This window comes from Methylopila turkensis, assembly GCF_027922325.1.
In the GTDB taxonomy this organism is placed as follows: Bacteria; Pseudomonadota; Alphaproteobacteria; order Rhizobiales; family Methylopilaceae; genus Methylopila; species Methylopila turkensis.
Genome location: NZ_BSFL01000003.1, coordinates 93,289 through 106,343, shown reverse-complemented (window position 1 = coordinate 106,343; position 13,055 = coordinate 93,289). Strand labels below are relative to the sequence as shown.

General features: G+C 70.8%; 11 protein-coding genes and 1 tRNA gene. 1 reads left to right on the top strand and 11 read right to left on the bottom strand.

The genetic code is table 11. The features are described from left to right. Positions 1-28: 28 nt before the first annotated feature. From PKE78_RS11730 to fdhE, 8 genes are all read right to left on the bottom strand, one after another. Positions 29-1,285 (bottom strand): molybdopterin molybdotransferase MoeA, encoded by a 1,257-nt coding sequence (locus PKE78_RS11730; RefSeq protein WP_271201088.1) that lies wholly within the window; start codon positions 1,283-1,285, stop codon positions 29-31. Continuing rightward, positions 1,282-1,671 carry a hypothetical protein gene (locus PKE78_RS11725; protein WP_271201087.1) on the bottom strand — a complete coding sequence of 130 codons (390 nt, stop codon included), beginning with the start codon at positions 1,669-1,671 and terminating at the stop codon, positions 1,282-1,284. Before PKE78_RS11725 ends, PKE78_RS11730 begins: the two co-directional genes overlap by 4 nt. Continuing rightward, positions 1,658-2,122, bottom strand: coding sequence for a hypothetical protein (locus PKE78_RS11720; RefSeq protein WP_271201086.1), 465 nt, complete (start codon positions 2,120-2,122; stop codon positions 1,658-1,660). Before PKE78_RS11720 ends, PKE78_RS11725 begins: the two co-directional genes overlap by 14 nt. A gap of 42 nt (positions 2,123-2,164) precedes the next feature. Further along, positions 2,165-2,260: transfer RNA gene (locus PKE78_RS11715), tRNA-Sec, on the bottom strand. A gap of 22 nt (positions 2,261-2,282) precedes the next feature. Beyond that, positions 2,283-4,238 carry a selenocysteine-specific translation elongation factor gene (selB, locus tag PKE78_RS11710; protein ID WP_271201085.1) on the bottom strand — a complete coding sequence of 652 codons (1,956 nt, stop codon included), beginning with the start codon at positions 4,236-4,238 and terminating at the stop codon, positions 2,283-2,285. After that, positions 4,235-5,056: a tetratricopeptide repeat protein gene (locus PKE78_RS11705; RefSeq protein ID WP_428981265.1), complete on the bottom strand. Its 822-nt coding sequence runs from the start codon at positions 5,054-5,056 to the stop codon at positions 4,235-4,237. Before PKE78_RS11705 ends, selB begins: the two co-directional genes overlap by 4 nt. Next, complete coding sequence (gene selA, locus PKE78_RS11700; RefSeq protein WP_271201084.1) at positions 5,053-6,474, bottom strand: L-seryl-tRNA(Sec) selenium transferase; 1,422 nt, start codon at positions 6,472-6,474, stop codon at positions 5,053-5,055. Before selA ends, PKE78_RS11705 begins: the two co-directional genes overlap by 4 nt. 58 nt (positions 6,475-6,532) lie before the next feature. Beyond that, the gene (gene fdhE, locus PKE78_RS11695) at positions 6,533-7,495 is read right to left on the bottom strand and encodes a formate dehydrogenase accessory protein FdhE (RefSeq protein ID WP_271201083.1); all 963 of its coding nucleotides are present in this window, start codon (positions 7,493-7,495) and stop codon (positions 6,533-6,535) included. Positions 7,496-7,907: 412 nt separating this feature from the next. On the opposite strand from fdhE, the gene PKE78_RS11690 reads away from it, so the two are divergent. Continuing rightward, the gene (locus tag PKE78_RS11690; RefSeq protein WP_271201082.1) at positions 7,908-8,048 is read left to right on the top strand and encodes a hypothetical protein; all 141 of its coding nucleotides are present in this window, start codon (positions 7,908-7,910) and stop codon (positions 8,046-8,048) included. A 125-nt stretch (positions 8,049-8,173) separates the two neighbouring features. Here the strand turns inward: PKE78_RS11690 and PKE78_RS11685 are convergent, their stop codons facing one another. The 3 genes from PKE78_RS11685 to fdnG are packed head-to-tail and all read right to left on the bottom strand — an operon-like array spanning position 8,174 to position 12,878. Then, positions 8,174-8,842 (bottom strand): formate dehydrogenase subunit gamma, encoded by a 669-nt coding sequence (locus tag PKE78_RS11685; protein WP_271201081.1) that lies wholly within the window; start codon positions 8,840-8,842, stop codon positions 8,174-8,176. Continuing rightward, positions 8,842-9,780 (bottom strand): formate dehydrogenase subunit beta, encoded by a 939-nt coding sequence (gene fdxH / locus PKE78_RS11680; protein ID WP_271201080.1) that lies wholly within the window; start codon positions 9,778-9,780, stop codon positions 8,842-8,844. Before fdxH ends, PKE78_RS11685 begins: the two co-directional genes overlap by 1 nt. Positions 9,781-9,794: 14 nt before the next feature. Further along, a complete protein-coding gene (gene fdnG / locus PKE78_RS11675) occupies positions 9,795-12,878 on the bottom strand; it encodes a formate dehydrogenase-N subunit alpha (protein WP_271201079.1) in 3,084 nt (1,027 codons plus the stop codon). Between the last annotated feature and the right edge of the window lie 177 nt (positions 12,879-13,055).

Below are 13,055 nucleotides of genomic sequence, written 5' to 3'. Positions count from 1 at the left end.
TTTTGCGCCCGAGGTCTAGGGCGCCGCCTCACACCTCGAGCGCGGCCTCGAACGGCAGGAAGCCGACGATGTCGCCGCGCCGGACCTCCTCGCGCCCGGCCGGGATCACGGCGAGCCCGTCGGCCGCGATCAGCGGCGCGAGCCGGGCCGAGCCGCCGCGGCCAAGCTTCTCCGCGAGCGGCAGCCCGGACGGGTTGCGGCCCGCGAGCCGGGCCGGCGCGAACTCGGTGCGGCCGCCGGGGCCGCGCTGCTCGAAGGCCGCGACCGCCGTCAGCGGCGCGAGCGGCTTTACGTCCAGCCCCGCGAGCCGCTCCAGCGCGACGCGCCCGATCAGCATGTGCCCGACCAGCGCCGCGAACGGATTGCCGGGCAGGCCGACCAGCACCGCGCGCCCCACCCGCCCGACGACGATCGGCTTGCCGGGCTTGAGCGCGACCTTGGCGAGGCCGAGCGATCCGCCGGCCGCGGCCACCGCGGCGGCGAGATGGTCCTCGTCGCCGACCGAGGTCGCGCCGCTCGTCACCAGCGCGTCGCAGCGCGCGCCGGCCTCCGCGAGCAGGCGGGCGAGCGCCGCGGGATCGTCCGGAGCGATGCCGAGGTCGACGACCTCGTAGGCCGGCCGGTCGAGGATCGCGGCGAGCATCGGCCGGTTGGCGTCGTGGATCCGGCCGGGCGCGAGCGGACGTCCGTGCTCCAGCAGCTCGTCGCCGGTGGAGAGCAACCCCACCACCACCTTGCGCCGCACGACGGCGCGTTCGACGCCGGAGGCCGCGAGGATCGCGAGGTGGCGGGCGTCGAGCGTGACGCCCTCGGGAACCAGCGCGTCGCCGGCCGCCACGTCCTCGCCGCGGCGGCGGACATTGGCGCCGTCCTCAAGCGCCGCGGTGAGCACGATGTCGTCGCCCTCGCGGAGGACGCGCTCCTGCATCACCACGGCGCGGGCGCCCGGCGGCAGGGGCGCGCCGGTGAAGATGCGCGCGGCGTCGCCGGGGGCGAGCGGCTCGGGCGCGCCTCGCCCGCCCGCTGTGAGCCGACCGCGCACGCGGTGGCGCAGCCGGCCGGGATCGGCCACCGCATAGCCGTCCATGGCCGAATGATCGAACGGCGGCAGCGGCGCGGGGCTGATGACGGCGGAGGACGTGACGCGCCCCCGCAAGGCGGCGAACGGCAGCTCCTCGACGCCGACCGGGCTCGGCGCCAGCGCCGCCGCGGTCGCGCGCGCGGTCTCGAGCGCGGCGAGGCCGGGCTCCGCGCAGAGATCGAAGGCGTCGCCTGCGCGGCTCATGCCGCGCCCTCGTCCTCGTCGATCCGGAGCCGCCGTCCGCGCCGGTCGAAGAACGCGCCCTCGTTCAGCGCCAGCCGGTCGTCGTCGATCATCTGCTCGACGCGCCTGAGCTCGATCCGCGCCAGCGGCTCTTCCATCGGCCCGCCTTCGGAGGAGGTGGCGATGAAGAAGGCCGCGCCGTCCCAAGAGCCCGGCGCCGAGGCGAACAGGCGGCGCACCGCTTTCCATTCGACCTCGTCGCCGATGACGTGGAAAAAGGTCGAGGCGGCCGGCGAGGCGTCGCGTTCGGTGATCTCCACCAGCACCACCAGCGCGGTGAAGCCGCCGGTGTCGGCGAAGGCGGCCTTCACCCAGTCGTCGAAATCGAGACCGTCAAAAGTCGACAAGCGGCGTCTCCTGGACGTAGCGGTCGAAGACCTCGGCGAAGGGCCGGCCGCGCTCGGCCTCGTGCCAAGCCTCGAAAGCCGCGAAGGCCGCGAGCACGCGCTCGCCGGCTTCGGCGCCGTGACCGCTGAGCCGGGCGTCGTGCACCGCGTCGGCGAGAGGCCGGAGCGCGTCGATCACCGTGCGGCGCGCGCCGTCGATCTCCTCCCATTCGAACTCGCCCGCCGCCGCCGTCGCTTGCGCCATGCGCGACGCCTCGCGGTCCGGCGCCGCGGCGTCGGCCGCGACCAGCGCCTTCAGGAAGGCGTAGCGGCGGAAGGCGTGGCGGCGCGCGGCCTCGCGCGCCTCGATCCCGGCGGCGACCTCGGCGCGGAACCGCTTCTCCTCGGCGTCGGCCGCAAGCGCCGCGTTCTGGAGCGCGTCGAGGACGGCGGGGCGTGCGAGGCCGGTCATCGGATCATGTCCTTTGAATGCGCGGCGGCGAAGGGGGAAGGCTGGTGGAAGAGAGTGGGAGTCGAACCCACCGAAGGCCGGCGAACGGCCCCCTCCGGCTTTGAAGGCCGGCCGCCCCACCGGGGACGCTTCTCCTCCGCGCGCGGTCCTGCTGGACCGTTCATGCCTCGACCCGCTCCGTCAGCGCCGCGCGGCGGAACAGGTCCCGGCGGCGGCTGTTGATCCGCCGCTCGTCGCCCCGGCGGATTGTGACGCCGTGACGGTCGAGGAACTCGAGGATCTGTATGGCGACCTTGCGGCCGTTGTCGAGCCTGTCGCGCAGACGCGCGGCGGTGACGACGCCGGCCGGCTCCGCCGCCGCCACGGATTCCGCGACGTCGACGATCTCGGCCACGGTCTCGCGCAGGAAGAAGTGATCGTGGGCCACCTCGTCGACCTGGCCTGAGCGCCCGAGCAGCTTCAGCACCCGGCGCACGTCGGCTTCGTCCTCGCCGAGTTCGGTCGCGAGATCGCGCACCCGCGGCGGGCGGAAGCGCTCCTCGCCGCCGAGCTTGGGCGCGATCGCCTCCCACAGCTCCTCGTCGACCGGCGCGAGCCGCGCCTCGTGGCCCGGCAGCCGCGCCCAGGCGCCCTCGACCACGATCGCCCCGGCGCGCTGGAGGTTGCGGAGCGCCGCGAGGAAGGCCGCCCCCGGCAGCCGCGGCTCGACCGACAGCCGCAGCCGTTCGGCGCCCATGCCCTGCAGATCGGGATTTTCGGCGTGGTGGGCTCCGAGCTTCGCCTCGACGTCCGCGACGAAGGCCGACCAGACGGCGGGCGCGACGGCGATCGTCCCGGAACGGCCGGCGGGCAGCAGCGTCACGCCGAGCGCGTCGAGGATGCGCCTTGCCTCTTCGGGCGCGACGTTGCGGTCGCGCAGCAGGGCGTCGGCGTCGATCGCGTGCGGCGGCGCGGCGAGCAGGCGGCGCAGCGCTTCCGTATGGTCCTCCCGGCCGAGCTCGCGAAGCTGCGCGAGCCGTTCCGGCGACCGGCGGCGGCGCGCGGGGGCGCGCAGGTCGAGCATGCGGCCGCCCGCCATGGTGCGGGCGCCGCTGGTGTCGCGCAGCACGAAGCGGTCGAGCGCGGCCGCCGCGATCGGGCGCTCCAGCACGAGCTGGACGAGGCCGGTCGCGCCGGGCGCCAGCGCGTCGCCTTCGAGCGGGACCACCCGAGCCGGGACCTCGGCCGCGCCGTGATGCAGCTTCGCCGGGGTCCACATGGCGAGCGGCCGCGGCTCGTCGCGCAGCAAGCGGAGCTCGACGTCGATGCGGTCGGTCGGCGCGTGCAGCTCGGCGGCCGCGACCACGTCGCCCCGGGCGATGGCGTCCTTGCTGACGCCGGGGCCCGACAGGTTCAGCGCGCAGCGTTCGCCGGGGCGGCCGTCCTCCGCCGGACGGTTCTGGGCGTGGATCGCGCGCACCCGCGCCTCAAGGCCCGACGGCGAGACCACCACGGCGTCGCCCACGCGCACGATCCCGTCGCGCACCGCGCCGGTGACCACGACGCCGGCGCCCTGAAGCGTGAAGGAGCGATCCACCGCGAGCCGGAACCGCCCCTCGGACTTGCGTTCCGGCGTTTCGGCGCGCAGCGCGTCGAGCTTCGCCGACAATTCCGCAACGCCCTCGCCCGTGACCGAGGACACCGGCACGATCTCCGCGCCCTCGAGCCCCGTCCCGGACAGAAGCGCCGCCACCTCGATCTCCGCGGCCATGCGGCGCTCGTCGTCGACGAGATCGCATTTGGTCAGCGCCACGATCCCGCGGGCGACGCCCAGCAGATCGACGATCGCCAGATGCTCGCGGGTTTGGGGCATGGGGCCGTCGTCGGCCGCAATCACCAGCAGCACGAGGTCGATCCCGCTCGCGCCGGCCAGCATGTGGCGCACGAAGCGCTCGTGGCCGGGCACGTCGACGAAGCCCAGCACGGCGCCGTCGGCGCGCGGCGAATAGGCGAAGCCGAGATCGATCGAAATCCCGCGCGCCTTCTCCTCCTTCAGCCGGTCGGTCTCGACGCCGGTGAGCGCGCGCACGAGCGCGGTCTTGCCGTGGTCGATGTGGCCGGCGGTTCCGACGATCACGCCGCGGGCTCGGGCGCGATCGGCCGCGCCGCCGCCTCCTCCGCGCGGGCCGCGTCTTCGGCGGAGAGCTCGGCCCGCACCGGGCCGAGGAACGGCGCCGCCAGCGCGCTGCCGCCGGCGTCGGCGCGCAGCAGCCAGACCAGCGCCGCGCGGTCGTCATGCTCGACGCCCTGGCCGAGATGGAGGGCGGCGCCCAGCATGGCCTGGCCGTCGGCGTCGCCCCGACGGGCGGCCTCGAACCACCAGCGCGCGGCCTCGATCGGGTCGCGCTCCATGCCGAGCGCGTTGTGCGCGATCAGTCCGAGCCGGGTCATGCTGGACGCGACGTCGGCCTCGGCGGCGGCGAGCGCCCAGCGTCGGGCGGCGACGGGATCGGCGGGCGCGCCCTGCCCCTCCAGCAGCATCCAGCTCAGCATGTCCTGCGCCGCGCCGTCGCCCTGTTCGGCGGCGGCGGAATAGAGCTCGAGCGCGGCCACGTCGTCCTGCGGCACCCCCTCGCCCTTGAAATGCAGCGCCGCGAGATTGCGCTGGCCGACGGCGTCGCCGGCCTCGGCGGCGCGGATCAGCCATTCGGCCGCGAGCTCTGGGTCGCGCTCCAGACCGAGCCCTTCCGCGTAGCAGGCGCCGAGATTGCTCTGCGCGCGGGCGACGCCGGCCTCCGCCAGCGGACGCCACAGCGCGACCGCGGTGGCGTGGTCGCCCAGTTCGGCGGCGTCGTAGGCGTCCTCCATCTGCGCGGCCACGTCGTCGTCCTCGGCCTGCTCCCGGCTGCCGGGAGGGCCGAAGCGCGACACCAGCCGTTCGAACCAGCTCGTCATTCCGCGGCCTCCGCGTGGGTTTGGGCGAGCGCCGCGAGGCTCGCGTCGAGTTCGGCCTCGTCGTCGAGGCCCCGCAGGTCGAGCACGAGCCGATCGTCGGCGATGCGCCCGATGATCGGCGTCGGCGCCTGACGCAGGATCGCGGCGAGCGCGGTCAGCGCGGCGCCGGAGCGCTTCGGATCGACGGCGGCGACGCCGAGGCCGCCGCTCGGGATGGTGGCGAGCGGCAGCGCGCCGGAGCCGATCTGGCTCGCCGCGTCGACCACTTCGACCACATAGTCCGGCCCGGCGGCGCGCGCGACGGCGTCCCGGAGCCGCGCGGCCTGCGCCTTCAGCGCTTGCGCCGGGCGCGTCAGCAGCATCAGCGTCGGCAGGCGCGCCGCGAGCCGGTCGGGATCGCGGTAGAGCTTCAGCGTGGCTTCGAGCGCCGCGAGCCGCAGCTTATCGAGCCGGAGCGCGCGCTTGAGATGGTTCTTGGCGAGCCGCTTCACGAGTTCGGCGCGGCCGACGACCAGCCCCGCCTGCGGGCCGCCGAGCAGCTTGTCGCCGGAGAAGGTGACGAGGTCGGCGCCGTCGGAGACCGCCTCCTGCACCGTGCGTTCGCGCTGAAGCCCGTAGGCCGAGAGATCGACCAGCACGCCGGAGCCGAGATCGTCGACCAGCGCCACGCCGCGCTCGCGGGCGAGCGGCGCGAGCGCCTTCGCCGAAACCTCCTTCACGAAGCCCTCGATGCGGTAGTTCGAGGGATGCACCTTCATCAGCAGCGCGGTGTCGGGGCCGATCGCCTCCGCGTAATCCGCGAGATGGGTGCGGTTGGTGGTCCCGACCTCGACCAGCCGGCAGCCGGCGCGGGCCATGATGGCGGGCATGCGGAACGCGCCGCCGATCTCGATCAGCTCGCCGCGCGAGACCACCGCCTCGCGGCCTTCGGCGAGCGAGTTCAGCGTCAGCAGCACCGCGGCGGCGTTGTTGTTGACCGCGACGGCGTCCTCCGCGCCGGTGAGCTCGCGCAGCAGGCCGCGGACATGGTCGTCGCGCTCGCCGCGCCGGCCGTCGCCGACGTTGAACTCCAGCGCGGTCGGGCTGCGCATGGCGGCGACGACGGCGGCGACCGCCTCTTCCGCCAGCAGCGCGCGGCCGAGATTGGTGTGCAGCACCGTGCCGGTGAGGTTGATGACCCGCCGCTGGCTCGGCACGTCGGCGGCCTCCAGCGCGGCGAGCGCCGCGGCGGCGATCCGGTCGGTCGAGACGTCGACCGGCGCGCCGGCGCGCCAGGGCCCACGCAGTTCGTCGAGCCGCGCGCGGACGCTGAGCGTCGCGGCCCGCCGCCCGAAGCGCTCGGCCGCCAGCCGCGCGGCGTCGGCCGCGAGCACCCGGTCGACGGACGGAAGCGGAAGGGCTGGCTGGTCGTCGGTCATTTGCGGCCGGGCTCCTCGCGCGGGCTCGCTCCGAGCGGAGCAAAGCCCGTCGCCGGGATCAATAGCCCAGAAGATAGGGATTGAAAGCCGCGCGCGCCCAGCCGGCCTCCCGTACCTTGAGGTCGAGCCCGAGCGAGGCGACATCGTCAGCCACCGGATCGAGCGACGGCTGAAGGTGCTGATGCAGGATCTTCGCATAAAGCCCGCAGGCGTCGCAGGTTTCGGCCTTGATGGGCGCCTCGTCGCGCCGCACCTCCAGCGCCGTCTCCCCGGTCAGCGTCTCGCCGTCGGCGGACAGCGCCTGATAGGCGATCTTCTCCGTCGAATCGCAGGCGACGCATTTGATCCGCACGTGGTGCCACAGCGTCCCACACAGGCCGCAGGCGACGTAGCGCGAGCCGTGCGCCTTGGACCAGCTCACCACCAGGCTCGACACCGGCGGGCCGCCGCAGCAGGGGCAGGCGCCCACGCCGACGCTCGCGAGCCGCGAGGCGTCGAGCGAGCCTGCGAGGCGCGCGAAATGCACCTGAAGCGCGGCCGAGGCGAAGACATGCTCGGCGAGCGTCTCGAACCCGGCCGAGGTCTCGAGCGCGTCGGTCATCAGCGTCTCGCGCCCTTCCCGTCCGGCCGCGATCAGGCGGTCGCGGGCGGCGGCGGCCGGTTCCGGCATGGCGATGGCCCGCGCGCGCTCCAGCAGCCGCTCGAAGGTGAGATGGGCCACCTCTCCGATGTCGAAGCGCGAGCGGTCGAGCGGCGGCATGCCGAACTCGAAGGCGCGCTCAAGAGCGTCCGCGCTTGGGAGCTCCGGGGCCGGGAGGTCGTCCTGCACCGCGTGCTGCGCCTCGGACAGCTCCGCGAGAAAGCGCAGATAGGCTTCGAGCGGATGGCCCGGAGCGAGTTCGGCGAAGCGCGCCGCACGGTCCGCGAACATCCGGCCGGCGTCGGGAAGCACGGCGAAGTCCGGCTTGGCGACGGCGCCGATGTCGATGGGCGTCGGCTCGATCGAGGCGGGGCCGGCCATGCGTATGCTCCATTCCGCCGGGCGTCGGGCGCCGGCCTGTGTGATTCTTGCGGGCGCGAAAGCCTACGCCAACCGCTCGCACCACCGCCGCGGCTCGGCGACGTCGCAATCTGAAGGCGCGACCCCGTTCGGCGTCGTCCGGTTTGAGCGGCGGACCCGGTTCGCGCGGAGAGCGCTGCGTCTTGGCCCATCCCAACCGGCCAAGACGCCGCGTCACCTCGGGCATGACTAACGCCCTAGCGCGCCGCCGTCGTCTGCGTCGCGGCGATTAACGTCTTTTTCATGCTGCATTGCAGCGAACTCAAGCCAGCCATGCTTAGACGAAGGTTCTAGAAGCGCTGCTGGTATGCCAAATACCATCCATCGAACGACGCGGCTTTCGGGCCGCAGATTACGACGAAAGGTGCACATTATGGCCGCTCTCGCTCATGCCGTCTCCGGCTTCAGCCTCTCCGACGTTTTCGCCCGCTTCGCGCAGGAGTTCGAGGCGTTCTTCGAGGAGCAGGGCCGCGCGCTTTACAACGCGCACCGGGACTATCCGTTCGGTCTCTGATCCGGACGTTCGGAACCCGCGGTGGGCAACGCGCCGCGGTTTTCCGACATGACATGACGTCGGCGCCCGCGCCCGGATGAAACCGGACGCGGGCGCTTTCATGTCCGGCCGAGGACAACGGACGTTCAGTGTCCGTCGCCGTCGCCCTTCACTTCTGACCGCAGCCACTTGCGATGGTGCCGCCAAGCCCAGCCGCCGGTCACGTTGCCCTGCGTCATGCCGCGCACGGAGCCCTTGACCCAGATGCCGGCGTAGATGTGGACGATGATCAGCAAGATCGCGGCGATGGCGGCGAGCGAATGCACCAGCGCGGCCAGCCGGTTCGTGCCGATGCTGACGAGGCCGTGGAAGTACTCGTCCCAGATCACGAGGCCCGAGGCGAACAGCACCACGATCAGCAGCGCCGTGCCCCAGAACACCATCTTCTGGCCGGCGTTGTATTTGCCGAGCTCCGGAAGCTTTTCCTCATGGCCGGCGACGACGTCGCCGATCTGCTTGGTCCACTGGGTGTCGTCCCGGTTCCAGAGATTGTGTTTCCAGAACCGGACGAACAGCACCGAGAAGCTGAGCGCGAGCACCACCCCGATCCAGGGATGGAAGGCGCGCGTGTTCGCCCCGCCGCCGAACAGGTCGGTCAGGAAGAACAGGCTGGGATGGAACAGCGCCAGCCCGCTCAGCGTCAGAAGGATGAAGCTGAAGGCCGTGATCCAGTGATTGACGCGGGCGGAGGCCGGATAACGGTGGACCTCCGTCCGCTCGACGATCAATGGGCGGCGTTCGATCTCGACGGCCATCAGAGCGCCCTCGTTTCCGGAGTGGGAGCCGCCTGCGCGCCCTCCTCCGCCAGATCGGCCGCGTTCTCCTCATCCGTCTCCGACACCTTGTTGGGGCCGACGATGGTGTGGTGGAAGAACGCGCCCACCGCCGCGAAGGCGATCGCGCCGAGCGCGAACAGCTTCGCCCCGCCCTTCCAAGCCGAGACCAGCGGGCTGATCTGCGGGTCCTTCGGCAGGCCGGCGTAGATCTCCGGCTTGTCGAGGTGGTGCAGCACGTACATCACATGGGTGCCGCCGACGCCCTGCGGATCGTAGAGGCCGGCGTTGGAGAAGCCGCGGGACTTGAGGTCCGTGATGCGGCGGTCCGCCTGCTCCTTCATGTCGTCCTTGGTGCCGAACATGATGGCCGCCGTCGGGCAGGCCTTGGCGCAGGCCGGCCCCTGCCCGACCGCGACGCGGTCGGAGCACAGCGTGCACTTGTAGGCCTTGCGGTCGACCTGGCTGATGCGCGGGATGTTGAAGGGGCAGCCCTTCACGCAATAGGCGCAGCCGATGCAGTTCTCCGACACGAAGTCGACGATGCCGTTGGTGTACTGCACGATCGCGCCCGGCGCGGGGCACGCCTTCAGGCAGCCCGGATCGGCGCAATGCATGCAGCCGTCCTTGCGGATCAGCCACTCGAAATCGCCGGTGTCCGGGTTGTCCCACTCGGTGAACCGCATCAGCGTCCAGCTGTTCGGCGTGAGGTCGTGCGGGTTGTCGTAGACGCCCGTGTTGACCCCGATCTCCTCCTTCAGGTTGTTCCATTCGAGGCAGGCCGCCTGGCAGGCCTTGCAGCCGATGCACTTCGACACGTCGATGAGCTTGGCCACCTCGAGCGCCGTCGACCGGACGACCGGCGGCGTCGAAGTGGAGGCCGAGCGACGCTTGATGTCGAGAGACTGATACGAAGCCATGTTTCAGTCCTCCCTCAAGACGTCGCCGGCCCGGAGGTCGGCTCGATGTTGACCAGGAACGCCTTGTATTCCGGCGTCTCGATGTTCGCGTCGCCCACGAAGGGGGTCAGCGAGTTCGGGTTGTGGCCCTTCTTGGCGCGGCCCATGAAGCCCCAGTGCTGCGGAATGCCGACAACGTGGGTGGGCTTGCCGTCGACCATCAGCGGCCTGATGCGCTTGGTGACGACGGCCTTGGCCTTGATGGAGCCGCGGTTCGACCACACCCGCACCCAGCCGCCCTTGACGATGCCCTTCTCCTTCGCGAGCTCCTCGGAGATCTCGACGAAGAATTCGGGTTGCAGCGCCGCGTTGACCCAGACGTGCTTGGTCCACTGGTGGAAGTGCTCGGTCAGGCGGTAGCTGGTCGCGACGTAGGGGAACTTGTCCGCGCTCCCCAGCGCCTCGAGGTCGGCCTTGAAGATGCGCGCGGCCGGATTGCCCTTGATCTTCGGCGCGATGGCGTTCGCCACCGGCGCCTCGAACGGCTCGTAGTGCGACGGGAACGGCCCGTCGCGCATCATGCCGCGGGTGAACAGCCGCGCCACCCCTTCGGGGTTCATGATGAAGGGCCCGACCGACTGCTCGGGCTTCACCGTCGGGCCGTAGTCCGGCACGTCGTAGCCGCCCCAGCGCTCGCCGGTCCAGTAGACCAGCTTGCGGGAGGGGTCCCACGGCTTGCCGTTCTTGTCCGACGAGGCGCGGTTGTAGAGGATGCGCCGGTTCGCCGGCCACGCCCACGCCCATTTCGGCGCGAGCCCGGTGTCGCCCGGATCCCAGGTGTCGCGCCGCGCCATCTGGTTGCCGGCCTCGGTGTAGCTGCCGGCGTAGATCCAGCAGAACCCCGCGGTCGAGCCGTCGTCCTTCATCTGGGCGAAGCTGTCGAGCAGCTTGCCCTTCTGCACCAGCACCTTGGTCGGGTCCGTGGGATCCGTGACGTCGGCGAGCGCCTGGCCGTTGTTCTCGCGCGCAAGCTCTTCCGCCGCCGGCTCTTCCGGGATGGCGTAGGGCCACCGCAGGTTGACGATCGGATCGGGGAAGGCGCCGCCTTCCTTGAGGTAAAGCTCCTTAATGCGCAAATGGAGCCCGGCCATGATCCAGACGTCGGACTTGGCCTCGCCCGGAGGCGAGACCGCCGCGTTGTGCCACTGCAGCCAGCGGCCCGAGTTCACGATCGAGCCCTCGTCCTCGGCGAAGCAGCTCGTCGGGAGCTGGAACACCTCGGTTTGGATGTCGGCCGAGTTCACGTCGTTGAACTCGCCGTGGTTCTCCCAGAACCGCGACGTCTCGGTGTCGAGCGGGTCCATGGTCACGAGGAACTTCAGCTTGGACAGGCCCGAGGTGATCTTGCCCCGGTTGGGGAAGGTCATCAGCGGGTTGAAGCCCTGGCAGAAGTAGCCCGTGATCTTGCCCTGGTTCATGAGCTCGAACGTGCGCAGGATGTCGTAGGTGACATCGAGCTTCGGCAGCCAGTCGAAGGCCCAGTTGTTTTCGGCCGTCGCCTTGTCGCCCCACATCGACTTCTGGAACGAGACGAAGAACTTCTTGTAGTTCTGCCAGAAGCTGGTCTGCCCCGGCCGCAGCGGCTTGAACCCGCGGGTCGACATATAGGCGTTGAAGTCGACTTCCTTCTCCACCGGCAGGTTCATGTAGCCGGGGAGCATGTTCGACAGCAGGCCGAGGTCCGTCAGGCCCTGGATGTTGGAGTGGCCGCGGAGCGCGTTCATGCCGCCGCCGCGCACGCCGATGTTGCCCAGCAGCAGCTGGATCATCGCCATGCCGCGGATGTTCTGCGCGCCCTTCGAATGCTGGGTCCAGCCGAGCGCGTACATCGACGTCATGGTTTTGGTCGGCGTCGAGCACTCGGAGATCATCTGGGCGACCTTCAGGAACTTGTCCTTCGGGGAGCCGCAGATCTTCTCCACCATCTCGGGCGTGTAGACCGCGAAATGCTGCTTCATCAACTGGAAGACGCAGCGCGGGTCCTGCAGCGTGTCGTCGACCTTGGCGTAGCCCTGCTCGTCGAGCTGGTAGTCCCAGGACGACTTGTCGTAGTCGCGCTTTTCCTCGTTGTAGCCGGTGAACAGCCCTTCGGACCAGCCGAACTCGGGCTTCACGAGATAGGACGCGTTGGTGAAGGCCTTGACGTAGTCGTGCTGGATCTTGTCGTTCGAGAGCAGGTAGTTGATCACGCCGCCGAGGAAGGCGATGTCGGTGCCGGGCCGGATCGGGCAATAGAAGTCGGCGACGGACGCCGTGCGCGTGAAGCGCGGATCGACCACGATCAGCTTCGCGCCGCGGTTGGCCTTGGCCTCAGTGACCCATTTGAAGCCGCAGGGGTGCGCCTCCGCCGCGTTGCCGCCCATGACGACGACGAGGTCGGTGTGCTTGATGTCGCCCCATGCGTTCGTCATGGCGCCGCGACCGAATGTTGGGGCCAGACTGGCCACCGTCGGTCCGTGTCAGACGCGCGCCTGGTTGTCGAAGGGCAGCAGTCCCATCGACCGGATGACCTTGTAGGTCATTGCGCCGGTCTCGTTGGTCGTGGCCGAGGCCGCGAGGAAGCCCACCGACGTCCAGCGGTTGACGGTCACGCCGTCCTTGTTGGTCGTCTGGAAGTTCGCGTCGCGCTCGTCCTTCATCAGCCGGGCGATGCGGTCGAGCGCGAAATCCCAGCTTACCCGCTCGAACTTGTCGGAGCCGGGCTTACGGTGCATCGGGTGCTTGAGGCGCGTCTGCGAATGGACGAAGTCCAGCAGCGCGGCGCCCTTCGGGCACAGCGTGCCGCGGTTGGTCGGATGATCCGGATCGCCCTCGACGTGGATCAGCGCCGAATGTGTGTTCTTCGAGCGGTCGCCGAGGCTGTACATGATGACGCCGCAGGCGACGGAGCAGTAGGTGCAGATGTTGCGGGTTTCGGTCGTGCGCGCCAGCTTGTACGGCCGCACCGCTTGCGCCATGGCCTGTTCGGCGCCGCCGAACCCCATCGCTCCAAGCGTCGTCCCGGCAACGCCCGCGCCCGCCGTCCGAAGGAACTGGCGCCGCGAAACTTGGCCGATCATTGGGGAAGCATCCTCCCTCTTCCATCGCGCCGACCCGCCGGCCCGCGCGCGCATCTCGACATGATCGTCGAATGCGATCGACCGATCTTAGAATTTGGGTCATCGCCATGTCAAACTGGACCAATATGCAACGGCCGCCGAAAACCACGTGCATTCCGGCAGTTAGCGGCTTGCCTG